Genomic DNA, 26,934 nt, shown 5'->3' with positions numbered 1-26,934 from the left:
TTGGGTACAATTCCACGCCTATTTGATCGAGTATCAGGAACACTTACATGATCGCTTGCCTGCGGCTGTTCTCTGCCCTCTGCCTCGCTGCCTTGCTGGCGGCTTGCGCCAGCTCGCCCTCCTCCAGCCTTGGCGAACTTCCACGGACCCCGGATGCCAGTGTCGAGCAACTGCTCGAACAGGCCACTCAAAGTAAAGCGCCGGACAAGGCAGCCTTGCTGCGCTTGAGCGCGGCAGACCTGGCTTATCGTCAGGGCAATGCCGGCCAATCCGCGCAAATCCTGCAACAAGTACCGATGGAACAACTCAAGCCTGGCCAACAGGTCTTCGCCAGCACCCTGGCGGCAGAATTGGCCATGGTGCGCAATCAGCCCAAAGCGGCGCTGACGGCCCTGAGCCATCCGAGCCTGCAACGGCTGAGCGAACTGCCAGCCGAGCAACAGGTTCGCACCGGCACCGTCCATGCCCGCGCCCTTGAGGCCGACGGCCAAACCCTGGCCGCCGCACGGGAGCGCATTTTCATCGCCCCCATGCTGAGCGATCAAGCTGCGAGCAAAAACCACGAAGCGATCTGGACCCTGATCGCTTCACTGCCGACCGATCAATTGCAGCCGACCACCGACGACGACCTCGGCGGCTGGTTGAGCCTGGCCCGGGCAGTGAAAACAGCCGGCACCCTGGAACAGCAGCAAGCCGCGATCGACAACTGGCGCGCGAACAATCCAAAGCACCCGGCCGCCATCCAGCTGCCACTGCCATTGACCAAACTCAAGGATCTGGCCAGCCAGCCCCTGAGCAAGATTGCCCTGCTGCTGCCGCAAGACGGCCCGCTGGCCTCGGTCGGCAAAGCATTGCGTGAAGGCTTCATGGCCGCACACTACCAGGCGCAACAAGCCGGGCAGAAGCCGCCAGCCATCGAGTTCTATGACAGCTCGCGCCTGACCTCCCTCGACGAGTTCTATCGCAAGGCCCAGGCCGACGGCGTGCAATTGGTGGTCGGGCCGCTGGAAAAACCGCTGGTCAAACAGCTCAGCGCTCGCCCGCAACTGCCGATCACCACCCTGGCGCTGAACTACAGCGAAGGCGAACAAGGTCCGGCCCAGCTGTTCCAGTTCGGCCTTGCCGCTGAAGACGAAGCCCGCGAAGTATCCCGTCGTGCGCGCGCCGATGGCCTGCATCGCGCCGCCATCATGGTGCCGAAAGGCGAATGGGGTGACCGCGTACTCAGAGCATTCAGCCAGGATTGGCAAGCCAACGGCGGCAGCATTGTCGCGACCGAGCGCGTCGACCAACCGGTGCAACTGGCCCAGCAAATTGCCGACATGTTCCAGCTGCGTCAGAGCGAAGGCCGCGCCAAGAGCCTGCAAAACACCGTTGGCTCGCAGGTAGCCGCCCAGCCTTCGCGTCGTCAGGACATCGAGTTCATCTTCCTGGCCGCGACGCCGCAACAGGCTCAACAGATCAAACCGACCCTGAACTTCCAGTACGCGGGTGACGTGCCGGTTTACGCCACCTCCCACGTATTCAGCGCCAGCGGCGACCAGAACCAGTACAACGACATGAACGGTATTCGCTTCTGCGAAACCCCATGGCTGCTGGATGCCAACGACCCGCTGCGCAAACAAGTCACCGCACAATGGCCACAAGCCGCTGGCAGCCTTGGCCGTCTATACGCGATGGGCGTTGACGCCTATCGCCTGGCACCACGCCTGGGGCAACTCAAGGCCTTGCCGGACAGCCGCATCGAAGGTCAATCGGGCAGTCTGGGCATGACTCAGAATCAACGGGTCGTGCGTCAGTTGCCATGGGCACAGTTCGTCAGCGGTCAGGTTCAACGCCTGCCGGACACCTCACGCTGATGCCCGACAGGTCACGCCAGCAGAGCGGCAAGGATGCCGAGCGCCATGCGCTCGAGCATCTTCAGCAACAAGGTCTGCGCCTGCTGGCGCAGAACTGGTTATGTAAACGCGGCGAGCTTGATCTGGTCATGCTTGATGGCGATACAGTAGTATTCGTCGAAGTCCGCTACAGAAAAAACACCCAATGGGGTGGTGCGCTCGATAGCATCGATGAGCGCAAACGGCAGAAACTGATTTTCGCCGCGCAGTACTTTCTTCAGCGCGAGTCGCGTTGGGCCAATTCCCCTTGCCGCTTCGACGTGGTTGCCATCGACAGCAACCTTGATCAGTTGAACTGGTTGCAGAATGCCTTCGACAGCTGATCGCTTGCGCCCCGAACCGGACACCTTCACCCAACACTTTTGCTCTTTGCTTTGCGGGCTGCACATTCATGTGCCGAGTAGCCGCGCTAATTAAGGTCACACAGATGGACATGCAATCGCGAATTCGCCAGCTTTTTCAGGCCAGTATCGACACCAAGCAACAGGCGATGGACGTACTTGCACCGCACATCGAGCAAGCCAGCCAGGTCATGGTCAACGCCCTGCTCAACGAGGGCAAAATGCTGTCCTGCGGCAACGGCGGTTCCGCCGGTGACGCACAACACTTCTCGTCCGAACTGCTCAACCGCTTCGAGCGCGAGCGCCCGAGCCTGCCGGCCATCGCGCTGACCACCGACAGCTCGACGATCACCTCGATCGCCAACGACTACAGTTACAACGAAATCTTCTCCAAACAGATCCGCGCCCTTGGCCAACCGGGTGACGTATTGCTGGCCATTTCCACCAGCGGCAACTCGGCGAACATTATTCAAGCGATCCAGGCCGCACATGATCGCGAAATGATTGTCGTAGCATTGACGGGGCGTGATGGCGGCGGCATGGCGTCACTGCTTTTGCCGGAGGACGTCGAGATTCGCGTACCGGCCAACGTCACTGCACGTATTCAGGAAGTCCACCTGCTGGCGATCCATTGCCTTTGCGATCTGATCGACAGCCAACTGTTCGGGAGTGAAGAATGACCCCTAATCGCCTAGGCCTTCTGGCCTTGACCCTGTGCCTCGGCATCAGCGGCTGCACCTCGGTGGTTAACGCCAGCCGTGAAGCGCCAATCGACGATGACCGCGGCACCCGCACCTTCGGCAGCAAAATCGACGACTCCCTGATCGAAACCAAGGCCGGTGTAAACATCGCCAAGGCCGATCCGGACCTGGACAACAACTCGCATATCGTCGTCACCAGCTTCAACGGCGTGGTACTGCTGGCCGGGCAAACCCCGCGCGCCGACCTCAAGGCCAAGGCCGAACAGGTCGCCGCCTCCGTTCAGCGCGTGAAGAAGGTGCACAACGAACTGCAAGTGCTGCAGCCCTCCTCGCTGCTGGCGCGCCAGAACGACACCTGGCTGACCACCAAGATCAAGACCCAGATGCTTACCGATCCCTCCATCCCGGGCTCGCGCATCAAGGTTGTGACCGAAAACGGCATCGTTTATCTGCTCGGCCTGCTGACCAAGCAGGAAGCGGCGCAGGCGACCAATCTGGTGCAAGGCGTTTCTGGCGTGCAGAAGATTGTGAAGCTGTTTGAGTACATCGACTGATACACCCCTCCTGCAGTAATAAAAAAGGCGATCCATCCGGATCGCCTTTTTTATTACTTCACCACCTTCAAACTGGGTCGACCGCTGGGACGCGGCGGCTCGCTGTCGGGTGGCGGGATATCATCATCCGGCTCGATCTCATCCTCGTCTTCCAGAGGCGATTCCATATCGAACACCATGCCCTGACCGTTCTCCCGAGCGTAAATGCCCAGGATCGACGCGATAGGCACGTACAGGGTGTGTGGCACGCCACCGAAGCGCCCCTCGAAACTGACCGCCTCGTTATCCATGTGCAAATGACGCACGGCTGCCGGGGATACGTTCAGGACAATCTGCCCGTCACTGGCAAAACCCTGAGGCACCTGCACCGACGGATACTCGGAATTGACCAGCATGTGCGGGGTGCAATCGTTGTCCACAATCCACTCGTAGAGCGCGCGGACCAGATAAGGTCGACTGGAGTTCATAGCGGCTCCTTAAGCCTTAGCGCATATCGCGTTCGACACCAGACAGACTCGCCTGGAAAGCCTCACGCGCAAACGAGCGCTCCATGTAATCAAGCAGCGGCTTGGCAGGCCGCGGCAGTTCTATACCCAGAATCGGCAATCGCCAGAGTATTGGCAATAGGCAGCAATCCACCAGACTTTGTTCCTCACTGAGGAAAAACGGCTTGTCGGCGAATAGCGGCGACACGCCTGTCAGGCTTTCGCGCAGCTCTTTACGAGCCACCACGCGAGCTGCTTCCTTGGTCCGCGAATCCAGAATCAGATCCACCAGGCCACACCAGTCACGCTGAATGCGATGAATCAGCAGACGGCTGTTGGCACGCGCCACAGGATAAACCGGCAGTAGTGGCGGATGCGGGTAACGCTCATCCAGATATTCCATCACCACGGTCGACTCCCACAACGCCAGGTCACGATCGACCAGGGTGGGCAGGCTTCCGTAAGGGTTCACTTCAATCAGTTTAGGCGGCTGACGACCAGCCTCCACGTAAATGATCTCGGCGCTGACACCCTTCTCTGCAAGTACGATGCGCACTCGGTGGGAATAGTGGTCGGCGGGGTCGGAGTAACAGGCCAACCGATTGGTCACGCCCATGGCGGTCCTCCTCGCTTGTTGAAATTATCGGAAACGGAAAAACACGCGCGCCCAGAGGGCGCCTCCCGTAACGCCTGGATCACCAGACTCGTTACACCTTCAGAGACGCCCCTGGGCGCGTGCGATTAACAGCAATGGCTTACAACGTTATCAATGGACGTCTTTCCAGTATTCACGCTTGAGCAAGTAAGCGAATACGAAGAAGAACGCCAGGTACAGCAACACATAGGTACCGATGCGCTGATGCTGCAGCTTCACCGGGTTGGCCGAGTAGGCCAGGAAGGTCACCAGATTCTTGACCTTCTCGTTGAACTGCTCTTCGGTCAGCGTGCCGGTTTTCGGCAATACAGTCAGTTGATCGCAGGCTTCATGAGTCAAAGCGGTGCCGGTCAGCGGATCGAATTGCTTCTTGCCGTCATCGACGACTTGAACCTGTTTACAGCCTACCACCTGGCGACCCTGCAAGCCGACCAGAACGTTAGGCATGCCGACGTTCGGGAACACCTTATTGTTCACGCCCCATGGACGCGACGGGTCTTCATAGAACGAACGCAGGTAGCCATAGAGCCAATCTGTGCCACGAACGCGAGCCACCAGTGTCAGGTCGGGTGGCGCCGCACCAAACCAGGTCTTGGCGTCAGCCGGCTGCATGCCGATGCTCATGTGGTCGCCGATCTTGGCACCAGTAAACACCAGCTTCTCGAGCATCAGCTCGTGAGGAATGCCCAGGTCATCGGCGACACGCTCGTAACGCTGGAACTTGGCACTGTGGCAGCCCATGCAATAGTTGGCAAACGTACGTGCGCCATCCTGCATGGCAGCCTTGTCGGAAACGTCGACGTCGACTTTTTCCAGCTCTGGGCCGCCGTGTTCGGCCGCGAAGGACAGTGCTGGCAGAGCAGCAAGAATCAGTACAGCAAATAGTTTTTTCATCAGCCAGTCACCCTTTCCGGAACCGGTTTGGTCTTCTCGAGCCTGGTGTAGAACGGCATCAGAATGAAGTAGGCGAAGTACAGGAAGGTACAAACCTGCGACAGCAACGTACGTTCCGGGGTAGGCGCCATGACGCCCAGCCAGCCAAGAATCACGAAGGAGATGCAGAATACCCAGAGCCAGATCTTGCTCAGCCAGCCCTTGTAGCGCATGGACTTGACCGGGCTACGGTCAAGCCAGGGCAGGACGAACAGCAAGGCAATCGAAGCACCCATGGCAACAACACCCAGGAGCTTGTCCGGAACTGCCCGCAGAATCGCGTAGAACGGCGTGAAGTACCAGACCGGAGCGATGTGTTCAGGGGTCTTGAAGGCGTTCGCCACCTCAAAGTTCGGCTTCTCGAGGAAGTAGCCGCCCATTTCCGGGAAGAAGAACACGATCGCGCAGAAGATGAACAGGAACACCACCACGCCGACGATATCTTTCACGGTGTAGTACGGATGGAAGGCAATGCCGTCCAGCGGTACGCCGTTTTCGTCTTTGTGTTTCTTGATGTCCACGCCGTCCGGGTTGTTCGAACCCACTTCGTGCAACGCCAGAATGTGCAGCACCACCAGGCCGAGGATCACGATCGGCAAGGCAACCACATGCAAGGCGAAGAAACGGTTCAGGGTAATACCGGAAATCAGATAGTCACCACGAATCCACTGGGTCAGGTCGTTACCGATGACAGGGATCGCACCGAACAGCGAGATGATCACCTGGGCCCCCCAGTAGGACATCTGGCCCCACGGCAGCAGGTAACCCATGAAGGCTTCAGCCATCAGCGCCAGGTAGATCAGCATGCCGAACACCCACACCAGCTCACGCGGCTTCTGGTACGAACCGTAGAGCAGGCCACGGAACATGTGCAGATAAACCACGATGAAGAACGCCGAAGCGCCAGTGGAGTGCAGCAGACGCAGGATCGAGCCGTACTCGACGTCGCGCATGATGTATTCGACGGAAGCGAATGCTTCTTCCGCCGACGGGGTGTAGCTCATGGTCAGCCAGACACCGGTAACGATCTGGTTGACCAGAACGAGCAGCGCCAGGGAGCCAAAGAAATAGAAGAAGTTGAAGTTCTTCGGGGCGTAATACTTGCTGAGATGGTCCTCCCACATTTTGGTCGCGGGGAAGCGCGCATCAACCCAATCCATGAACTTGCTCATCACGCTTTCTCCGTATCGACGCCAACGACAATGATGTCATCGGTCTCATAGGAATGCGGGGGAACTGGCAGGTTCAAAGGCGCGGGTTGCGACTTGTAGACGCGGCCAGCCAAATCGTAGTGGGAACCGTGGCAAGGGCAGAAGTAGCCCCCGACCCAATCCTTGCCCAGATCGGCAGGTGCCACTTCCGGACGGAAGGTCGGTGAGCAACCCAAGTGAGTGCAGATGCCGATCAGCAGCAGGACTTCTGGCTTGATCGAACGCGTCTGCGGGTCGACATAGGTCGGTTGCGTCGAGTTCTTGGAGGCGGGGTCAGACAGCTGGCCCTCAATCTTTTTCAGATTCCCCAGGATTTCCTCGGTACGGCGGACGATGAATACCGGCTGGCCGCGCCACTCAGCAATCATTTGCTGGCCTGGCTCGATTTTGCTGACATTCACTTTCACCGGTGCACCTGCGGCTTTCGCCTTGGCACTGGGAAACCATGACCCCACGAACGGGACCGCAGCCCCCACCGCTCCTGCAGCACCCACCACGGATGTGGCTGCTACCAAGAAGCGACGCCGGCCTGCATTCACGCCGTCATTGCTCATTCAGTCCTCTCCCATCAGCTTTGTGGCCTGTTAAATCAGGCGTCTACTAAGTAAAAATCTGAACTTATAAAAATTTTGCCGAATGGTAATGAAAAGCCCCAATTCTGACAAGGTAATTACCGAAGGGCTCCACTGCCAAGCCTTGTAGTATAGGGCCTCTGCGGATGTGGCAAGTTGTCACAGCGTAATTCGCTGATAAATAGCGCCCATAAAAAAACGCCCAGCTTCGCAAGGAAACTGGGCGTTCTTTTTGAACGTGAAAGCGAATTAACGCTTCGAGTACTGCGGACGCTTACGCGCTTTACGCAGACCTACTTTCTTACGTTCAACTTCACGTGCATCGCGGGTTACGAAGCCAGCTTTGCGCAGAGCAGAGCGCAGAGTTTCGTCGTAGTCCATCAGAGCGCGAGTGATACCGTGGCGGATTGCGCCAGCTTGACCACTTACACCACCGCCGATCACGGTGACGTAGATGTCGAACTTCTCGACAGTCTCAGTCAATTCCAGCGGCTGACGAACTACCATGCGAGCAGTTTCGCGGCCGAAGAAATTATCCAGCGAACGGTTGTTGATGGAGATGTTACCAGTGCCCGGACGCAGGAAAACGCGTGCGGTTGCAGTCTTGCGACGGCCAGTGCCGTAATTTTGAGTCGCCGACATAATGAACTATTCCGTTAAAACTTCAGTTCTTGGGGCTGCTGAGCAGTATGAGGGTGAGCAGCGCCCGCATAGACTTTCAGCTTACGATACATGTCGCGACCCAGCGGGTTCTTAGGCAGCATGCCTTTGACCGCGGTCTCGATCACGCGCTCAGGGGCTTTAGCGATCAGCTTTTCGAAGTTGATCGACTTGATGCCGCCCGGGAAACCGGAGTGGGAGTAGTACATTTTGTCAGTGGTTTTAGCGCCAGTAACACGTACTTGCTCAGCGTTGATTACGACGATGTAGTCGCCGGTGTCAACGTGAGGAGTGTACTCAGCCTTGTGCTTGCCACGCAGACGGCTCGCGATTTCAGTGGCCAGACGACCCAGGGTCTGACCAGCAGCGTCGACGACAAACCAGTCGCGCTTTACTGTTTCCGGTTTAGCAGTAAAAGTTTTCATTCTTTATAGCCTCAGGGGCCGCCCTGTAAATTAGACGGCGGATCTTACTGAATAGTGCGTACTTTGACAAGTCAAAGGCAGCCGAATACAGACGCTTTCGGGGGCTCGGGTCGGCGCGTCCGTTCAACGGCAAGATTCTTCGGCGGCGGCGCATCACTTCCACTGCAGAAAGAGGTGCGCAATTATGCAGATTGCGAAAAATATTTCAACCTGCTTTTATGATTGTTTTGCCCAAGGAGCACCCGATGGACTATCGCCAGCTAGGCCGTACCGATCTGAACGTGAGCGCCATCTGCCTCGGCACCATGACCTGGGGCGAGCAAAACAGTGAGGCTGAAGCCTTCGCCCAGATCGAACGCGCCAAGGGCGCCGGGATCAATTTCATCGACACCGCCGAGATGTACCCGGTGCCGCCCAAGGCCGACACCTACGCTACCACCGAGCGCTACATCGGCAACTACTTCAAAAGTCGCGGCGATCGCGCCGACTGGATCCTGGCGAGCAAGATCGCCGGCCCCGGTAACACCATCGACTACATTCGCGACAAAAACCTGCGGCACAACCGCCAACACATCCGCGAAGCCGTGGACGCCAGCCTCAAGCGCTTGCAGACCGATTACATCGACCTCTATCAACTGCACTGGCCGGAACGCAGTACCAATTTCTTTGGCCAGCTCGGTTACAAACACAAGATCGAAGCCAATCTGACGCCACTGGAGGACACCCTCGAAGCGCTGGACGAACAGGTCAAGGCCGGCAAGATCCGCCACATCGGCCTGTCCAACGAAACCCCGTGGGGCACCATGCGCTTCCTTGCCCTCGCCGAAGCCCGTGGCTGGCCCCGCGCGGTATCCATCCAGAACCCCTACAACCTGCTCAATCGCAGCTTCGAAGTCGGTCTGGCGGAAATTGCCATCCGCGAACAATGTGGCTTGCTGGCTTACTCACCACTGGCGTTCGGCTTTCTGTCGGGCAAGTACGAAGGTGGCGCGCGTCCGCCCAAAGGTCGCCTGAGCCTCTACAGCCGCTTCAGCCGTTATTTCAACCCACAGTCGGAAGCAGCGTGCAGTCGTTACGTGGCACTGGCCCGTAAACACGGCCTGGACCCCGCGCAGATGGCGCTGGCATTCGTCACACAACAGCCATTCGTGACCAGCAACATCATTGGCGCAACCACGCTTGAGCAACTGGACAGCAACATTGCCAGCGTCGATTTGAAGCTGTCGGATGAAGTGCTGGCAGGCATTGAGGCGATTCACCAGGATCAGCCGAATCCTGCACCGTAACTTACGTCGACGATCGTTCCCACGCTCTGCGTGGGAACGCATCCCGTGACGCTCCGCGTCACTTCCGAAGCGGACGCAGAGCGTCCATGGCGGCATTCCCACGCAGAGCATGGGAACGATCACGCTGCATTACAGCGACCGCGCAATAATCTCCTTCATGATTTCATTGGTCCCGGCATAAATCCGCTGCACCCGCGCATCCGCCCATGCCCGGGCAATCGGGTATTCCCACATGAATCCGTAACCGCCATGCAACTGCACGCATTCGTCGAGCACCTTGCATTGCAGGTCGGTGCCCCAGTACTTGGCCATCGCCGCCGTCGGCACGTCGAGCTTGCCTTGCAGATGCAGTTCCAGGCAGCGATCGACGAAGACCCGGCCGATCTGAATCTCGGTCGCCATTTCAGCGAGCTTGAAGCGGGTGTTCTGGAAGTCGGCGATGGCCTTGCCGAAAGCCTTGCGCTCACGGGTGTAATCCAGCGTCCACTGCAACGCCGCTTCGGCTGACGCCAAGCCTCCCACCGCGACCGTCAGGCGCTCCTGCGGTAATTCCTGCATCAGATAAGCGAAGCCCATCCCCGCTTGGCCCAACAGGTTTTCCTTGGGCACCCGAACGTCCTGGAAGAACAGCTCCGAGGTGTCTTGAGCCTTCATACCGACCTTTTCCAGGCGCTTGCCCTTGGCGAAACCCGGCGTGTTGGCCTCCACCAGGAATAGACTGGTGCCTTTCGCCCCGGCCTTCGGATCAGTCTTGGCCACGACGATTACCAGGTCAGCCAGAAAGCCGTTGGTGATGAAAGTCTTCGAACCGTTGATCACGTATTCGTCGCCCTCCAGCACCGCAGTAGTCTTCACCCCTTGCAGGTCGGAGCCAGCACCCGGCTCGGTCATGGCAATCGCAGTGACCATCTCGCCAGACACCAACTTGGGCAGGTATTTATGTTTCAGCGCCTCACTGCCGTAATGCAGGATATAAGGCGCAACAATGTCCGAATGAAGAGAAAATCCGATTCCGGTCAGCCCCAGACGACCGACCTCCTCGATCACCACTGCGCTATAGAGAAAGTCTGCCCCCAACCCGCCGTATTCTTCCGGCAGATGCGAACAGAGCATCCCCGCCTCCCCCGCCTTGTTCCAGAGATTGCGGTCGATATAGCCTTGTTTTTCCCATTGCCCATGGAACGGCACGGCCTCTTTTTCGAGGAACGTTCGCACGCTGTCGCGAAAAAGTTCGTGCTCGGGGCTGAACAAGATTCTAGGGATCATGCGGCACCTGTCGTTATTGTTAGACGGAATTGACCTTCAGAGACTAAGCCTCGCTTCCGATACAGGACACTGGACACATCCGACAAAAAATAAGACGATCCAGCCGTCTGGTGACCACTTTCCCCTATAAAAATAAAGTTGAATTATGTCTAATCAAGTCTCAAAGCCCTTGCGGCGCGTCAGTATCCTGGCTATCGACCGGGTTTTCGCTTCCACCCTCATGCAAGCCAAGGATTTCTTCCACCTGGCCAGCCTGCGCTACGGCAAACAACTGGGCCACGGCCTGACACCGGCGTTCGAAACCCGGCTGGTCAGCCCCGACGGCAAACCGGTGAACAGCTTCAGCGACGTGATCATGCCGGTGGACGGCGGCCTGGAAAATGCCGACGTCATCATCCTCCCCGCCTTCTGGGACGATTTCGACACGCTCTGCAAACGTTATCCACAGGTCCTGCCGTGGCTGCGCGAACAACACGCCCGCGGGGCAGTGCTGTGTGGCGAGGCCACGGGGGTGTTCTGGCTCGCCGAAGCCGGGCTGCTCAACGGCAAGGAAGCGACCACGTACTGGCGCTTCTTCAATGCTTTCGCCGAGCGCTTCCCGCAGGTTCATCTCAATCAGGACAAACACCTGACCGACGCCGACAACCTGTATTGCGCCGGCGGCACCACCTCGGCCTGCGACCTCTACATTTACCTGATCGAGCGCTTTTGCGGCGCCAACGTGGCCCAGGCCGTGGCCCGCGACATTCTCTACGAAGTGCAACGCAGCTATGCGCCGGGGCGGATCGGTTTCGGCGGGCAGAAACTGCACCAGGATGTGATCATCCTGCAGATCCAGCATTGGCTCGAAGAACACTTCGCCGATAAATTCCGCTTCGAAGACGTGGCCCGCGAACACGGCATGAGCATCCGCAACTTCATGCGACGCTTCCAGACCGCCACCGGCGATAAACCGCTGCATTACCTGCAACGCCTGCGCATCGAGACCGCCAAGGGCTTGTTGTCCGGCAGCCGCAAGAGCATCAAGACCATCAGCTATGAAGTCGGATACGACGATGCGAGCTTCTTCGCCCGGCTGTTCCGCCAGCATACGGAGTTGTCGCCGAATCAGTATCGGCAGCAGTTTCAACAAGCAGCTTAAGGGCTGGACACCAATCCAGATTGGCTCTTCAGCGCGCATAAAAAAGGGCCTGCATTGCAGGCCCTTTTTTATTTTCCGAAATGTCCTACGGCTTGTGCGCCCGGGACAGGAATTCGTGAGACTGCATTTCCAGCAAGCGGCTAAGCGTGCGCTGGAACTCGAAGGTCAGGCGACCGCCGGTGTAGAGGTCTTTAAGCTCGACTTCGGCGGAGATGATCAGCTTCACGTTACGGTCGTAGAACTCGTCGACCATGTTGATAAAACGTCGGGCGATGTCGTCGGTGGTGGCGCTCATCTGCTCGACGCCGCTGAGCAACACGGCGTGGAAGATCTTGCCCAGTTCGATGTAGTCGTTCTGGCTGCGCGGGCCGTCGCACAGTTCGCGGAAGTCGAACCAGGCCACGTCATCGCAGGTGCGCACGGCGCGGATTTCACGGTTCTCGATCATCAGCACGTCGTTCTCGACGGCAGCCGTGCATTCCGGCGTCAGGGCCCGGAAACTCTTGCGCAGGCTTTCCTGGGCGGCTTCGTCCAGCGGGAAGTGGAACAGCTCCGCTTGCTCGAGGTGACGCAGACGGTAATCGACGCCGCTGTCGACGTTGACGATTTCGGTGTTCTGTTTGATCAGCGCAATGGCCGGCAGGAAGCGCGCACGTTGCAGGCCGTCCTTGTACAGACCGTCCGGCACGATGTTCGAGGTCGCGACCAGGGTCACGCCGTTCTTGAACAGCTCTTCCATCAGCGTGCCAAGGATCATGGCGTCGGTAATGTCGGAGACGAAGAATTCATCGAAACAGATCACTCGCGTCTCGTCGGAAAAGCGCTTGGCGATGATCGTCAGCGGGTTTTTTTCGCCGCCCAGCGTCTTCATCTCTTCGTGCACGCGCTTCATGAAGCGGTGGAAGTGAGTGCGGGTCTTTTCCTTGAACGGCAGCGCTTCGAAGAAGGTGTCGACCAGGTAAGTCTTGCCGCGACCCACGCCACCCCAGAAGTACAGGCCCTTGACCGGCGCCTGGTCCTTCTTGCCAAACAGTTTGCCGAGCAGGCCCGGTTTGTTCTGCGAAGCCGCGACCAGATCGTCGTACAGGCGCTGCAAATGACGCACTGCCGTTTCCTGCGCAGCATCGTGGAAGAATTCCGGGCGTTTCAGATCAGCTTGGTATCGTTCTAGGGGCGTCATAATTCGTTAGCAAGGCAACAAAAACGGGCCGTCACTGTAGCGACGGCCCGTGGGAATGGCAATCGGCCCTTGGTCGGACCGAACCGTTGTTTATTCCTGAACCGGTGTCAGTGCAACCCGCAATGCGCCGATGGCAGCATCGCGAGCAGCACTGTCGGCGAAGGCCGGGCTGTCGGCAACGCACTCGCCTTCCAGCCAGACGCTGAAGCTCAGGTCTTCACTGCGCACGTCCAATGGCTGGCCGGATTGCAGTTGTTTGGTCACCTGACCTGCGGTTTTGCCATCGGCGAAGTGCCGCGACAGCAGCAGCTGCTCGCCATCGGCCGCCAGCAGACGGAAGCGGAAACTGCCATCGTCTTCACGGAAGCTGACAAAACGCGCGGCTTTCGCGGCTTTCTTCTTGGTGGTGGCAGCGACTTGAGTCTGGGCGACGAAAGAACGCAGGCCGACCGCTTCACGCAGTTCGTTGAGGAACGGCGTGGCCACGGCGCGCGCCTTCTTGGCGCCGAGCTGCAGGATGTCTTCCAGGTCTGCCGGGCGGCCGATCAACTGGTGATAACGATCGCGGGACTCGCCCAACTCGTTGTCCAGCAACTGGAACAGGCGATTCTTCGCCTCGCCCCAGCCCAGGCCCTGGAGCAATTCGTTGCGGAACTCGTCGGCTTGTGCCGGTGTAGCGAAAGCCTGGAACAAGGTGAACAGGTGCGAGTTGTCCGGATCTTTGGCTTCCCCCGGGGCACGGGAGTCGGTCACGATCCGCGAAATCGCGTCTTTCATCTCTTTGGCGCTGCTGAACAACGGAATGGTGTTGTCGTAGCTCTTCGACATCTTGCGACCGTCGAGGCCTGGCAGCGTGGCGACGCTTTCCTCGATCAGCGCCTCGGGCATGGTGAAGAACTCCTTGCCCTGGCCGAACAAGTGGTTGAAGCGCTGGCCGATGTCACGGGCCATTTCCACGTGCTGGATCTGGTCACGACCGACCGGCACCTTGTGGGCGTTGAACATCAGGATGTCCGCGGCCATCAGCACCGGGTAGCTGTACAGGCCCATGGTGATGCCCGCATCCGGGTCTTCGCCATTCTCGACGTTCTTGTCCACCGACGCCTTGTAGGCGTGGGCGCGGTTGAGCAAGCCCTTGGCGGCCACGCAGGTCAGCAGCCAGGTCAGCTCCGGGATTTCCGGGATGTCGGACTGGCGATAGAACGTCACCCGGTCCACGTCCAGGCCACCGGCCAGCCAGGTCGCGGCAATTTCCAGACGCGAGCGCTGGATGCGCAGCGGGTCATCGCATTTGATCAGGGCGTGGTAGTCGGCCAGGAAGTAGAACGAATCGGCATTGCTATCGCGGCTGGCAAGAATCGCCGGACGGATAGCCCCGGCGTAGTTGCCCAGGTGCGGCGTGCCGGTGGTGGTGATGCCGGTGAGGATACGGGTACGAGTCGTCATGGGTAATCGCTTGTCAGACTGCAATCAATTCGAAAGACGCGGCAGGATCAGATCCTTGAGATCGGTCAGCTTGCCATGAAAAAAGTGTCCGCATTCTGCCACTTTCAGCAGCTCATGGGGGCGATCGAGTGCGTCGGACCAATCGTAAACGAGCTGCGGATCGATCACTTCGTCGGTTTCCGGCTGGATCAGGGTCAATGTACCTTGGTGCGGCAGTTGATCCTGATCGCCCAGACGCATGACAGCAGGCGCGACCATGAACAGATGCTTGATCTGCTCACCCTTGGCCTCCAGCCGTCCGCCGAGACTGGCTGCAACAAAACCGCCGAAGGAGAAGCCGAACAGGGTCAAAGGTAATTCAGGATGTTTGGCCCGCAGCCACTCGGCCGCTGCCTGGGCATCGTCGACTTCGCCGGAGCCCATGTCGTGCGAGCCTTCACTGGCGCCGACGCCACGGTAGTTGAAACGCAAGGTAATCAAACCGGCGTCCCGCGCGGTACGCTGCAGGGTCGAGACGACTTTGTTCAGCATCGTGCCGCCCTGTACCGGGTTCGGATGGCAGATCAGCGCCAGGCCGCGTGGGTGTTCATTGTCCAGGCTCTTGTTTTCCAGATACAGAGCTTCCAATTGGCCGACTGGGCCATCAATCACTACAGGGGTTTCGCGCATAAGCAAGGAAGGAACTCCGTGACCTCGAATCGGGTCGACTCGTCTAGCAAATTGTCTGTGCCAATCTATTGCGAGTGAATCGCGGTATACAGCGCAGGTTCGAGCCGTTAACGTAAAGCAAAGCCGTTTATAGAGGAAGGACTCGTGGAACACTCGCTCTTAGTTTGGTTGTTGCCGACTCTTGCCCTGGTTGTGGGTGTCGCCATTGGATTCCTGATCGCTCGCCTGGTGCCGAATGCCGCTCCGAGCAGCACGCAACGTCAGCTGGATGATATTCAGGAACGTTTTGACAAGTATCAGAACGAAGTGGTCACCCACTTCAACAGCACTGCATCCCTGGTCAAGAAACTGACTCAGAGCTATCAGGAAGTGCAGGATCATCTCGCCGAGGGTGCCAACCGTCTGGCCCTGGACGAGCAGACTCGCCAACGCTTGCTGGCTGCCCTGCACGCTGACGCGGTGCAGGCTCCACGGGAACGCCTGACGCCACCGCGCGATCAGGAGCCGCCTCGCGATTACGCTCCCAAAGCCCCGAACGCGCCGGGCATGCTCGATGAGCATTACGGCCTGAAGAAGTAATCAGGTTTCGCGCGACACAAAAAGCCCTCGGACGAGTGATTGTCCGAGGGCTTTTTTTATTCTGAAGTTTTCATCGCCTGAACAAGCGGCACAAAAAATGCCCGATCCTTTAAGGATCGGGCATTTTCATTTCAGGGAGAGGTCAGCCTCTCATGGGTACTGCTGGACAGTGCCTTGCTGTTGCTGGCCGCCGTATTGCTGGCCCGGAATCGCCTTCAGGTTAACCTCGACGCGGCGGTTCTGTGCCCGGCCATTGGCATCACCGTTGCTGGCAATCGGGTTATCCGGCCCGGCACCACGTGCCGACAGGTTGGCGCCACTGACACCTTGTGAGGTCAGGTAAGTCGCCACGCTCTGGGCGCGACGCTGGGACAGGTCCATGTTGTGCTGTCGGCTGCCGGTGCTGTCGGTGTAGCCGACGATCTCGATCTGGTTCTGGTTGAACTCCTTGAGCGAGCCCGCCAGGTTGTTCAGCGGCTGGTAGAAGCTTGAGGCAATGTTCGCCGAATCGGTGGCGAACGTGATGTTGCCCGGCATGATCAGCTTGATCTGATCGCCCTGGCGCTGCACCTCAACTCCGGTGTTGGCCATGCTGGCGCGCAACTTTTTCTCTTGCTGGTCGGCGTAGTAACCGTAACCGGCGGCAGAAGCACCCACCACGGCGGCGCCAATCAGCGCACCCTTGCCACGGTTATCGTGACTGATGGCAGCACCGGCCAGCGCACCGGCCAGGGCGCCGAGGCCACCGTATTTGGCGGTTTTGCTCATGCCCGTGGAGCTGCCATCGGCCTGACCCTGGTTGTCATAAGGGTTCGGCGATGCACAACCGGACAACAGAGCCACTGCAGTAGCGACAACGATCAAACGACGCGAGGTGAACATGGAGGAGCTCCTACTTTTTTGCATTCTGTGGTGCAACGGACTTAAGCAATGAACCTTTGCGGGCGTTGGATCACTGGCAATGACAAAAATTCCGTCAGAGCCCTTCAAGCTCTTACAAAGGGGTTACCGCGCATTTCATCGCCCAGACAGGTGTCCGGACCATGCCCGGCCACTACGGTTGCCTCTTCATCGAGGGTATACAACCGCTGCTTGATCGATCGCACGAGCGTTGCCTGATCGCCACCCCACAAATCCGTGCGCCCAACCCCGCGCTTGAACAGCGTGTCACCGGCAATCAGCAGCTTAGCCTCTGAAAACCAAAAGCTCATGGAACCTGGCGTATGACCCGGCGTGTGCAACGCCACGCCACATCCGCAGGCCAGCTCTTCTTCATCGGCCAGCCAGCGATCCGGTGATGGTACCGGGGTGTAAGGCACGCCGAACATCTGGCACTGCATCTCCAGGTTGTCCCAGAGAAATTGATCTTCTTTATGCAGGTGCAGCGTTGCGCCGGTTTTCTCCTTCATCTGGCCGGAGGCCAGGAAGTGATCGAGGTGCGCGTGGGTATGGATGATGCTGACCACCTTCAGGCCCAAGGCGTCGAGGCGCGCGAGGATCAGCTCGTGATTGCCGCCCGGGTCGACGACGATGGCTTTTTTAGTGATGGGGTCGCCGATGATTGTGCAGTTGCACTGCAAAGGGCCGACGGGGAAGGTTTCGCGGATGAGAGTGGGGGTCGGAGCGTTCACGGGAGGCCCTGATAAGTCGATTTCGAACAGGATACCAGCGCGCATTCCTCAAGACTCACTGGCGCACGCCGACACAGATTTACTGGCCAGTTTTTTGACGCCATTATTAAAAAAAATAGTGGCTATGTAATATCAATTGACGCTGACTCTGGTGCAAAATCGCGTCCTTGTAGCGGCCACATACAGGACGGTCGCAGCCCTCTCAGGATATTTAGAATGTCGTCTCCTCTTGGTTACGTTTTAACAAAGCCATCTGTTCTGACCGGTAACCAACAAGTCGACAGCCTTATCCATGGCACCTCCTGGCTGAGCCCTGACTTCGGCTCAGACATCTTCGCGACAAGGCTGACCTATAGTTTCGTCACCCCCGGCCAATCGTATTTCTCTGCCAAATACAGCGAAAAAAATGAATTCCTGAACAGCTTCGCTCTGACATCGGCCCAACAAGACGCCGTGACTGGGGCGCTTGGCGCCTGGAGCGCCGTGGCTAACGTCAAGTTCACTCTGGTCAGTGACAACATCAACACTGTGGGCGACTTGCGATTCGGTGGCTATTTGGGCATGGACGACGCCGTCGCTGCCTGGGCCTACTTCCCCGACCGAACCCCGCTGGCCGGGGATGTCTGGATCGGACCGGCGACGAACAACTCTGCCCCCGTAAAAGGCACCTATGACTTCATGACGTTTGTGCATGAAATCGGTCATGCCCTGGGCCTCAAGCATCCATTCGAGTCGAGCCTATCCAACAGTACGCTGATCTCGCCCCTGCTCGATGATTCGCATTACACGATCATGAGCTACAACAATGCGTACTCCTATCAGCCGACGACACCGATGCTGCTGGATATTCTCGCTATCCAGAAGATTTACGGCGCCAACATGCTTTGGCAAACCGGTGACAACGTCTATCGCTGGGCACCCGGTCAATCTGTATTCGAAACCATCTGGGATGCCGGCGGAAACGATACGATCGATGCCAGCAACCAGCAGGCGGCCGTCAGACTGAACCTGAATGAGGGTGAGTTCAGCAACATCGGCAAGGCATTCGTCGACATCAAGAACCTGCAACTGGTCAATGACGGGCTGGCGATCGCCTTTGGCGCCAAAATCGAAAATGCCACCGGTTCGGCCTTTGACGATGAGTTAATCGGCAATGCGCTGGGTAACGTTCTCGATGGTGGTGCCGGCCAAGACGTCATGATTGGCGGTGCAGGCAACGACGTTTACGTTGTGGATAACGCTGATGACGTGGTGGTGGAAACCAGCACCTCGCTGAGCGAAATCGACACGGTCCTGTCGTCGATCAGTTACACCTTGGGCAACAACCTCGAGAACCTGACCCTCACCGGCAGCGACCAGCTCGACGCCACCGGCAACGCCCTGAGCAACCGCCTGACCGGCAACAGCGGCAACAACGTTCTGGACGGTGGCCTCGGCGCCGACGTGATGATGGGCGGCAGCGGCAACGACACCTACATCGTCGACAGCCTCAAGGACGTGGTCACCGAGACCAGCACCCTGGCGAGCGAAATCGACACCGTGCGTTCCTCGGTCAACTGGACCCTGGGCGCCAACCTGGAAAACCTCACCCTCACCGGCAGCGACAACCTCATCGGTGTCGGCAACGCCCTGAACAACGTGCTGACCGGCAACAGCGGCAACAACATCCTCAGCGGTGGCGCGGGCCTGGACACGCTGATCGGCGGCGCCGGCGACGACACCTACGTCCTCGACCAGGCCGGTGAACTGGCGCTATTGCAGGATGACGTTGATCAGGGCCACGACCTGCTGTACATCAACTACACATCGACTCCGGCCACCAACACCGTCGATCTCAGCCAAAGTAACCTGCAAAACGTCGAAGATGTCATCGTCACCGGCCTCGGCGACTTCACCGTGATCGGCAACGACCTGAACAACATCCTGATAGGCAACAACTACGACAACACCCTGCTGGGCGGGGCCGGCAACGACTGGCTGGATGGTTGGGCCGGGGCTGACAAGCTCATTGGCGGCAGTGGCGATGACACCTATGTCATCTACAACAACGGTGTACAAGTCACTGAACTGGCTGACGAAGGCCACGACCTGATCCAGACGGCAGTAAGTTACTACTTAGAAGACAACGTCGAAGACGCTGTGCTGCTCGGTTCTGCAGCGCTGAGCCTCTCGGGCAACAAGCTCGACAACCGTCTGACCGGCAACTCCGCCGCCAATGTCCTCGACGGCTGGGGCGGGGCCGACACCCTCGACGGCGGTGCCGGTAACGACACCTACTACGTCGACAATGTCGGCGACACGGTGATCGAACGCGGCACCTCGCTGAGCGAAATCGACACGGTTGTGTCGTCGATCAGCTACACCCTGGGCAGCAACCTCGAGAACCTGACCCTTATCGACTTCAACAACCTGAATGCTACCGGTAATGCCCTGAATAACCGCCTGACCGGCAACAGCGGCAACAACGTTCTGGACGGAGGACTTGGCGCCGACGTCATGATCGACGACCGCGGCAGCGACACCTACATCGTCGACAACCTCAAGGACGTGGTCATTGAGACCGGCCGCTCGCTGTGGGATATCGACACCGTACGCGCCTCGGTCAGCTGGACCCTGGGCGCCAACCTGGAAAACCTTACCCTCACCGGCAGCGACAACCTCAACGGCGTCGGCAACACCCAGAACAACGTGCTGACCGGCAACAGCGGCAACAACGTGCTCAACGGCGCGGCCGGACTGGATCGAATGATTGGTGGCGCCGGCGACGACACCTACGTCCTCGACCAGGCCGGTGAACTGGCGCTATTGCAGGAAACGGCCGACCAGGGCCGCGACCTGCTGAACATTGCCTACGCCTCGACCTTGGCCAGCAGCACCGTCGACCTCAGCCAAACCAGCCTGCAAAACGTCGAAGATGTCACCGTCACCGGCCTCGGCAACTTCACCGTGATCGGCAACGACCTGAACAACACCCTGCTCGGCAACGCCTACAACAACACCCTGCAAGGCGGGGCCGGCAACGACTGGCTGGATGGCGGCGCTGGCGCCGACACCCTCAGCGGCGGCAGCGGCGACGACACCTACGTCATCGACAACGCCACCGACAAGGTCACTGAACTGGCCGACGAAGGCCGCGACCTGATCCGCACGGCGGTGAGCTACACCCTCTCGGCCAACGTCGAAGACGGCATGCTGCTCGGCACTGCCGCGTTGAACCTCACGGGCAACGAACTCGATAACAGCCTCACCGGCAACGCCGCTGCCAACCTCCTCGACGGCAAGGCCGGGGCTGATACCCTGGACGGCGGTGCTGGCAACGACACCTACGTGGTCGACAACCTCGGTGACACGGTGATCGAGCGCGGCACCTCGCTGAGCGAAATCGACACGGTCCTGTCGTCGATCAGCTACACCCTGGGCAACAACCTCGAGAACCTGACCCTCACCGGCAGCGACCAACTCGACGCCACCGGCAACGCCCTGAGCAACCGCCTGACCGGCAACAGCGGCAGTAACATTCTGGACGGTGGCCTCGGCGCTGACGTGATGATTGGCGGCTCCGGCAACGACACCTACATCGTCGACAACCTCAAGGACGTGGTCACCGAGACCAGCACCCTAGCGAGCGAAATCGACACCGTACGCGCCTCGGTCAGCTGGACCCTGGGTGCCAACCTGGAAAACCTCACCCTCACCGGCAGCGACAACCTCGCCGGTGTCGGCAACGCCCTGAACAACGTGCTGACCGGCAACAGCGGCAACAACGTGCTCAGCGGTGGCGCGGGCCTGGACACGCTGATCGGCGGGGCCGGCAACGACACCTACGTCCTCGACCAGGCCGGTGAACTGGCGCTATTGCAGGAAACGGCCGACCAAGGTCGCGACCTGCTGAACATTGCCTACGCCTCGACCTTGGCCAGCAGCACCGTCGACCTCAGTCAAACCAGCCTGCAGAACGTCGAAGACGTCACCGTCACCGGCCTCGGCAACTTCACCGTGATCGGCAACGACCTGAACAACACCCTGCTCGGCAACGCCTACAACAACACCCTGCAAGGCGGGGCCGGCAACGACTGGCTGGATGGCGGCGCTGGCGCCGACACCCTCAGCGGCGGCAGCGGCGACGACACCTATGTCATCGACAACGCCACCGACAAGGTCACTGAACTGGCCGACGAAGGCCGCGACCTGATCCGCACGGCGGTGAGCTACACCCTCTCGGCCAACGTCGAAGACGGCATGCTGCTCGGCACTGCCGCGTTGAATCTCACGGGCAACGAACTCGATAACAGCCTCACCGGCAACGCCGCCGCCAACCTCCTCGACGGCAAGGCCGGGGCCGACACCCTGGACGGCGGTGCTGGCAACGACACCTACATCGTCGACAACCTCGGTGACACGGTGATCGAGCGCGGCACCTCGCTGAGCGAAATCGACACGGTCCTGTCGTCGATCAGTTACACCTTGGGCAACAACCTCGAGAACCTGACCCTCACCGGCAGCGACCAGCTCGACGCCACCGGCAACGCCCTGAGCAACCGCCTGACCGGCAACAGCGGCAACAACGTTCTGGACGGTGGCCTCGGCGCCGACGTGATGATGGGCGGCAGTGGCAACGACACCTACATCGTCGACAACCTCAAGGACGTGGTCACCGAGACCAGCACCCTGGCGAGCGAAATCGACACCGTACGCGCCTCGGTCAGCTGGACCCTGGGTGCCAACCTGGAAAACCTCACCCTCACCGGCAGCGACAACCTCGCCGGTGTCGGCAACGCCCTGAACAACGTGCTGACCGGCAACAGCGGCAACAACGTGCTCAGCGGTGGCGCGGGCCTGGACACGCTGATCGGCGGGGCCGGCAACGACACCTACGTCCTCGACCAGGCCGGTGAACTGGCGCTATTGCAGGAAACGGCCGACCAAGGTCGCGACCTGCTGAACATTGCCTACGCCTCGACCTTGGCCAGCAGCACCGTCGACCTCAGTCAAACCAGCCTGCAGAACGTCGAAGACGTCACCGTCACCGGCCTCGGCAACTTCACCGTGATCGGCAACGACCTGAACAACACCCTGCTCGGCAACGCCTACAACAACACCCTGCAAGGCGGGGCCGGCAACGACTGGCTGGATGGCGGCGCTGGCGCCGACACCCTCAGCGGCGGCAGCGGCGACGACACCTATGTCATCGACAACGCCACCGACAAGGTCACTGAACTGGCCGACGAAGGCCGCGACCTGATCCGCACGGCGGTGAGCTACACCCTCTCGGCCAACGTCGAAGACGGCATGCTGCTCGGCACTGCCGCGTTGAATCTCACGGGCAACGAACTCGATAACAGCCTCACCGGCAACGCCGCCGCCAACCTCCTCGACGGCAAGGCCGGGGCCGACACCCTGGACGGCGGTGCTGGCAACGACACCTACATCGTCGACAACCTCGGTGACACGGTGATCGAGCGCGGCACCTCGCTGAGCGAAATCGACACGGTCCTGTCGTCGATCAGTTACACCTTGGGCAACAACCTCGAGAACCTGACCCTCACCGGCAGCGACCAGCTCGACGCCACCGGCAACGCCCTGAGCAACCGCCTGACCGGCAACAGCGGCAACAACGTTCTGGACGGTGGCCTCGGCGCCGACGTGATGATGGGCGGCAGTGGCAACGACACCTACATCGTCGACAACCTCAAGGACGTGGTCACCGAGACCAGCACCCTGGCGAGCGAAATCGACACCGTACGCGCCTCGGTCAGCTGGACCCTGGGTGCCAACCTGGAAAACCTCACCCTCACCGGCAGCGACAACCTCGCCGGTGTCGGCAACGCCCTGAACAACGTGCTGACCGGCAACAGCGGCAACAACGTGCTCAGCGGTGGCGCGGGCCTGGACACGCTGATCGGCGGGGCCGGCAACGACACCTACGTCCTCGACCAGGCCGGTGAACTGGCGCTATTGCAGGAAACGGCCGACCAAGGTCGCGACCTGCTGAACATTGCCTACGCCTCGACCTTGGCCAGCAGCACCGTCGACCTCAGTCAAACCAGCCTGCAGAACGTCGAAGACGTCACCGTCACCGGCCTCGGCAACTTCACCGTGATCGGCAACGACCTGAACAACACCCTGCTCGGCAACGCCTACAACAACACCCTGCAAGGCGGGGCCGGCAACGACTGGCTGGATGGCGGCGCTGGCGCCGACACCCTCAGCGGCGGCAGCGGCGACGACACCTATGTCATCGACAACGCCACCGACAAGGTCACTGAACTGGCCGACGAAGGCCGCGACCTGATCCGCACGGCGGTGAGCTACACCCTCTCGGCCAACGTCGAAGACGGCATGCTGCTCGGCACTGCCGCGTTGAATCTCACGGGCAACGAACTCGATAACAGCCTCACCGGCAACGCCGCCGCCAACCTCCTCGACGGCAAGGCCGGGGCCGACACCCTGGACGGCGGTGCTGGCAACGACACCTACATCGTCGACAACCTCGGTGACACGGTGATCGAACGCGGCACCTCGCTGGCCGAGATTGACACGGTCCTGTCGTCGATCAGCTACACCCTGGGCAGCAACCTCGAGAACCTCACCCTCACCGGCAGCGACCAACTCGACGCCACCGGCAACGCCCTGAGCAACCGCCTGACCGGCAACAGCGGCAGTAACATTCTGGACGGTGGCCTCGGCGCTGACGTGATGATTGGCGGCTCCGGCAACGACACCTACATCGTCGACAACCTCAAGGATGTGGTCACCGAGACCAGCACCCTGGCGAGCGAAATCGACACCGTGCGCTCCTCGATCAGCTGGACCCTGGGTGCCAACCTGGAAAACCTCACCCTCACCGGCAGCGACAACCTCGCCGGTGTCGGCAACGCCCTGAACAACGTGCTGACCGGCAACAGCGGCAACAACGTGCTCAGCGGTGGCGCGGGCCTGGACACGCTGATCGGCGGGGCCGGCAACGACACCTACGTCCTCGACCAGGCCGGCGAACTGGCGCTATTGCAGGAAACGGCCGACCAAGGTCGCGACCTGCTGAACATTGCCTACGCCTCGACCTTGGCCAGCAGCACCGTCGACCTCAGCCAAACCAGCCTGCAAAACGTCGAAGATGTCACCGTCACCGGCCTCGGCGCCTTCACCGTGATCGGCAACGACCTGAACAACACCCTGCTCGGCAACGCCTACAACAACACCCTGCAAGGCGGGGCCGGCAACGACTGGCTGGATGGCGGCGCTGGCGCCGACACCCTCAGCGGCGGCAGCGGCAACGACACCTACGTCATCGACAACGCCACCGACAAGGTCACTGAACTGGCCGACGAAGGCCGCGACCTGATCCGCACGGCGGTGAGCTACACCCTCTCGGCCAACGTCGAAGACGGCATGCTGCTCGGCACTGCCGCGTTGAACCTCACGGGCAACGAACTCGATAACAGCCTCATCGGCAACGCCGCCGCCAACTTCCTCGACGGCAGGGCTGGGGCCGACACCCTGGACGGCGGCGCAGGCGCCGACCTGATGATGGGCGGCAGCGGCAACGACACCTACATCGTCGACAACCTCAAGGATGTAGTCATCGAGACCAGCACCCTGGCGAGTGAAATCGACACCGTACGCGCCTCGGTCAGCTGGACCCTGGGCGCCAACCTGGAAAACCTCACCCTCACCGGCAGCGACAACCTCACCGGGATCGGTAACGCCCTGAACAACGTGCTGACCGGGAACAGCGGCAACAACGTGCTCAACGGTGGTGCGGGGTTGGACACGCTGAGCGGCGGCGCTGGCGACGACACCTATATACTCGACCAGGCCGACGAACTGGCGCTGCTGCAGGAAACGGCCGACCAAGGGCGCGACCTGCTGAACATCACCTACGCCTCGACCTTGACCAGCAGCACCGTCGACCTCAGTCAAACCAGCCTGCAGAACGTCGAAAACGTCACCCTGACCGGCCTCGGTGCCTTCACCGTGATCGGCAACGACCTGAACAACACCCTGCTCGGCAACGCCTCTGTCAACGATCTACAAGGCGGGGCCGGCAACGACTGGCTGGATGGCGGCGCCGATGCCGACACCCTCAGCGGCGGCAGCGGCGACGACACCTACGTCATCGACAACGCCATCGACAAGGTCACTGAACTGGCCGACGAAGGCCGCGACCTGATCCGCACGACAGTGAGCTATACCCTATCGGCCAACATCGAAAACGGCGTGCTACTCGGCCTCGCCGCGTTGGACCTTACAGGTAATGAACTCGATAACAACCTCACCGGCAACGCCGCCGCCAACACCCTCGACGGCAAGGCCGGGGCCGACACCCTGGACGGCGGATTGGGTAACGACACCTACTTCGTCGACAATGTCGGCGACACGGTGATCGAACGCGGCACCTCGCTGAGCGAAATCGACACGGTCATATCGTCGATCAGCTACACCCTGGGCAGCAACCTCGAGAACCTGACCCTCACCGGCAGCGACCAGCTCGACGCCACCGGCAACACCCTGAGCAACCGCCTGACCGGCAACAGCGGCAACAACGTTCTGGACGGCGGCCTCGGCGCCGACGTGATGATGGGCGGCAGCGGCAACGACACCTACATCGTCGACAACCTCAAGGACACAGTCACCGAGACCAGCACCCTGGCGAGCGAAATCGACACCGTGCGTTCCTCGGTGAGCTGGACCCTGGGTGCTAACCTGGAAAACCTCACCCTCACCGGCAGCGACAACCTCACCGGTGTCGGCAACGCCCTGAATAACGTGCTGACCGGTAACAGCGGCAACAACGTGCTCAATGGTGGAGCAGGCAACGACCTGCTTGATGGTGGTATGGGCAATGACCTGCTGATAGGAGGTCTGGGTACAGACATCCTGACGGGCGGCGCTGGTACCGACCGGTTTGTTTTCAATTTACTCAGTGAGCTGGGTAAAGGGGCAAACAGTGACGTCATCACCGACTTCAGCAGCCTACAGGGCGATAAGATCGATCTGTCGAAACTCGATGCCAATATCCTCACCACTGCGTTCAACGCCTTTACATTCATTGACTCGAATGAGTTCACAGGGGCAGGACAACTGCGTTTCGAAGATCATGTGTTGTACGGCAACGTCAACGGGAGGCTGGATGCAGACTTCGAAATCCAGCTGGTGGGCGTCGATACCTTCAGTGCCAAGGACCTGGTAGCTTGACCAAGGTCTGAACAATACGCCCTGACAAATGTCGGGGTGTTTTGTGCCACCAAAACTGAACCAAAACGCTAATACTTGAACGCGAAAAAGTATCGGGTGACCTGCT

At 59.8% G+C, this 26,934-nt stretch carries 21 protein-coding genes; 8 read left to right on the top strand and 13 right to left on the bottom strand.

Translation table 11 applies throughout. The features are described from left to right. The first annotated feature begins 47 nt into the window (after positions 1-47). The 4 genes from PSH69_RS04570 to PSH69_RS04555 all read left to right on the top strand — a co-directional run bounded on the left by PSH69_RS04570 (position 48) and on the right by PSH69_RS04555 (position 3,494). The gene (locus PSH69_RS04570; protein ID WP_305411195.1) at positions 48-1,859 is read left to right on the top strand and encodes a penicillin-binding protein activator; all 1,812 of its coding nucleotides are present in this window, start codon (positions 48-50) and stop codon (positions 1,857-1,859) included. Then, on the top strand, positions 1,859-2,221 hold the full coding sequence (locus PSH69_RS04565; protein WP_019582357.1) for a YraN family protein: 363 nt from the start codon (positions 1,859-1,861) through the stop codon (positions 2,219-2,221). Before PSH69_RS04570 ends, PSH69_RS04565 begins: the two co-directional genes overlap by 1 nt. 104 nt (positions 2,222-2,325) lie before the next feature. Further along, positions 2,326-2,919, top strand: coding sequence for a phosphoheptose isomerase (locus tag PSH69_RS04560; RefSeq protein ID WP_007904374.1), 594 nt, complete (start codon positions 2,326-2,328; stop codon positions 2,917-2,919). Next, positions 2,916-3,494 carry a BON domain-containing protein gene (locus tag PSH69_RS04555; RefSeq protein WP_019582358.1) on the top strand — a complete coding sequence of 193 codons (579 nt, stop codon included), beginning with the start codon at positions 2,916-2,918 and terminating at the stop codon, positions 3,492-3,494. Before PSH69_RS04560 ends, PSH69_RS04555 begins: the two co-directional genes overlap by 4 nt. 53 nt (positions 3,495-3,547) lie before the next feature. Here PSH69_RS04555 and PSH69_RS04550 read toward each other — a convergent pair whose 3' ends face one another. The 7 genes from PSH69_RS04550 to rplM all read right to left on the bottom strand — a co-directional run bounded on the left by PSH69_RS04550 (position 3,548) and on the right by rplM (position 8,435). Beyond that, positions 3,548-3,961 (bottom strand): ClpXP protease specificity-enhancing factor, encoded by a 414-nt coding sequence (locus PSH69_RS04550; protein ID WP_305411193.1) that lies wholly within the window; start codon positions 3,959-3,961, stop codon positions 3,548-3,550. A gap of 16 nt (positions 3,962-3,977) precedes the next feature. Beyond that, complete coding sequence (locus PSH69_RS04545) at positions 3,978-4,595, bottom strand: glutathione S-transferase N-terminal domain-containing protein (RefSeq protein WP_007905304.1); 618 nt, start codon at positions 4,593-4,595, stop codon at positions 3,978-3,980. Between the two features lie 150 nt (positions 4,596-4,745). After that, a complete protein-coding gene (locus PSH69_RS04540; RefSeq protein ID WP_305411192.1) occupies positions 4,746-5,528 on the bottom strand; it encodes a cytochrome c1 in 783 nt (260 codons plus the stop codon). Next, a complete protein-coding gene (locus tag PSH69_RS04535) occupies positions 5,528-6,739 on the bottom strand; it encodes a cytochrome bc complex cytochrome b subunit (protein WP_018930119.1) in 1,212 nt (403 codons plus the stop codon). The genes PSH69_RS04540 and PSH69_RS04535 overlap by 1 nt, the downstream gene beginning before the upstream one ends. Beyond that, positions 6,739-7,332: a ubiquinol-cytochrome c reductase iron-sulfur subunit gene (gene petA / locus PSH69_RS04530; protein ID WP_007939825.1), complete on the bottom strand. Its 594-nt coding sequence runs from the start codon at positions 7,330-7,332 to the stop codon at positions 6,739-6,741. The genes PSH69_RS04535 and petA overlap by 1 nt, the downstream gene beginning before the upstream one ends. Before the next feature lie 267 nt (positions 7,333-7,599). Continuing rightward, the gene (rpsI, locus tag PSH69_RS04525; protein WP_003228056.1) at positions 7,600-7,992 is read right to left on the bottom strand and encodes a 30S ribosomal protein S9; all 393 of its coding nucleotides are present in this window, start codon (positions 7,990-7,992) and stop codon (positions 7,600-7,602) included. A gap of 14 nt (positions 7,993-8,006) precedes the next feature. Then, positions 8,007-8,435: a 50S ribosomal protein L13 gene (gene rplM, locus PSH69_RS04520; RefSeq protein ID WP_007939824.1), complete on the bottom strand. Its 429-nt coding sequence runs from the start codon at positions 8,433-8,435 to the stop codon at positions 8,007-8,009. A 245-nt stretch (positions 8,436-8,680) separates the two neighbouring features. Here rplM and PSH69_RS04515 point away from each other — a divergent pair, with 245 nt between their 5' ends. Continuing rightward, a complete protein-coding gene (locus PSH69_RS04515; RefSeq protein ID WP_305411191.1) occupies positions 8,681-9,721 on the top strand; it encodes an NADP(H)-dependent aldo-keto reductase in 1,041 nt (346 codons plus the stop codon). A gap of 129 nt (positions 9,722-9,850) precedes the next feature. On the opposite strand, the gene PSH69_RS04510 is transcribed toward PSH69_RS04515, so the two are convergent. Then, complete coding sequence (locus PSH69_RS04510; RefSeq protein ID WP_305411190.1) at positions 9,851-10,987, bottom strand: acyl-CoA dehydrogenase family protein; 1,137 nt, start codon at positions 10,985-10,987, stop codon at positions 9,851-9,853. Positions 10,988-11,231: 244 nt separating this feature from the next. Between PSH69_RS04510 and PSH69_RS04505 the strand changes: the two genes are divergently transcribed. After that, positions 11,232-12,128, top strand: coding sequence for a GlxA family transcriptional regulator (locus tag PSH69_RS04505; protein ID WP_172901249.1), 897 nt, complete (start codon positions 11,232-11,234; stop codon positions 12,126-12,128). Positions 12,129-12,213: 85 nt separating this feature from the next. On the opposite strand, the gene zapE is transcribed toward PSH69_RS04505, so the two are convergent. The 3 genes from zapE to PSH69_RS04490 all read right to left on the bottom strand — a co-directional run bounded on the left by zapE (position 12,214) and on the right by PSH69_RS04490 (position 15,423). Beyond that, on the bottom strand, positions 12,214-13,308 hold the full coding sequence (gene zapE / locus PSH69_RS04500) for a cell division protein ZapE (protein WP_305411189.1): 1,095 nt from the start codon (positions 13,306-13,308) through the stop codon (positions 12,214-12,216). Positions 13,309-13,398: 90 nt separating this feature from the next. After that, a complete protein-coding gene (locus PSH69_RS04495) occupies positions 13,399-14,754 on the bottom strand; it encodes a tryptophan--tRNA ligase (protein WP_305411188.1) in 1,356 nt (451 codons plus the stop codon). 24 nt (positions 14,755-14,778) lie between these two features. Further along, positions 14,779-15,423 carry an alpha/beta hydrolase gene (locus PSH69_RS04490; protein WP_305411187.1) on the bottom strand — a complete coding sequence of 215 codons (645 nt, stop codon included), beginning with the start codon at positions 15,421-15,423 and terminating at the stop codon, positions 14,779-14,781. A 144-nt stretch (positions 15,424-15,567) separates the two neighbouring features. Here PSH69_RS04490 and PSH69_RS04485 point away from each other — a divergent pair, with 144 nt between their 5' ends. Continuing rightward, on the top strand, positions 15,568-16,002 hold the full coding sequence (locus PSH69_RS04485; protein ID WP_018930114.1) for a YhcB family protein: 435 nt from the start codon (positions 15,568-15,570) through the stop codon (positions 16,000-16,002). Positions 16,003-16,152: 150 nt separating this feature from the next. On the opposite strand, the gene PSH69_RS04480 is transcribed toward PSH69_RS04485, so the two are convergent. Further along, on the bottom strand, positions 16,153-16,884 hold the full coding sequence (locus tag PSH69_RS04480; protein WP_305411185.1) for an OmpA family protein: 732 nt from the start codon (positions 16,882-16,884) through the stop codon (positions 16,153-16,155). A 104-nt stretch (positions 16,885-16,988) separates the two neighbouring features. Next, positions 16,989-17,678 (bottom strand): MBL fold metallo-hydrolase, encoded by a 690-nt coding sequence (locus tag PSH69_RS04475; RefSeq protein ID WP_305411183.1) that lies wholly within the window; start codon positions 17,676-17,678, stop codon positions 16,989-16,991. Positions 17,679-17,849: 171 nt separating this feature from the next. Here PSH69_RS04475 and PSH69_RS04470 point away from each other — a divergent pair, with 171 nt between their 5' ends. Then, the gene (locus PSH69_RS04470; RefSeq protein WP_305411182.1) at positions 17,850-26,828 is read left to right on the top strand and encodes a M10 family metallopeptidase C-terminal domain-containing protein; all 8,979 of its coding nucleotides are present in this window, start codon (positions 17,850-17,852) and stop codon (positions 26,826-26,828) included. The last annotated feature ends 106 nt before the right edge of the window (positions 26,829-26,934 follow it).

The sequence above is a fragment of the Pseudomonas sp. FP1740 genome, assembly GCF_030687165.1.
In the GTDB taxonomy this organism is placed as follows: domain Bacteria; phylum Pseudomonadota; class Gammaproteobacteria; order Pseudomonadales; family Pseudomonadaceae; genus Aquipseudomonas.
The sequence above is the reverse complement of the archived record's forward strand: the minus strand, read 5'-3'. Positions and strand labels throughout refer to the sequence as shown.